General features: G+C 45.9%; 1 pseudogene. It reads left to right on the top strand.

Going from position 1 to position 268, the window contains the following annotated elements:
* Positions 1–65: 65 nt before the first annotated feature.
* A pseudogene (locus ULO1_RS13415) lies at positions 66–268 on the top strand (phage portal protein); the annotation flags it as partial.

The following is a 268-nucleotide window of genomic DNA, read 5'->3' as shown; positions in this document are numbered from 1 at the left end:
CCTTGAGGATGATATGATAGGCGTCAATATGAATGGCGTTGAGATATTGAGAGGTGTAAAGATTTATGGCTAAACAAAAGTGGTTTAAAAGAGCCGTCGGAGAAATATCTAAGCTGCGACAAAACATATTTGGCCAATTTGGCACCATCCTCACCGGCCGCTGGAATGTGCCCTATGTATTGAACAGCAGCCGGGTTGATTATGAGCTTGCCCGGCAGCTATACCACAATACCCACGACGACTATAAACTTGGTGCGGGCTTTGCCAA

Origin of the sequence: Carboxydocella sp. ULO1 (genome assembly GCF_002049255.1) — a bacterium.
Lineage (GTDB): Bacteria > Bacillota.
Note: the sequence above shows the minus strand (reverse complement) of the source record. Positions and strands in the feature narration are given on the sequence as shown.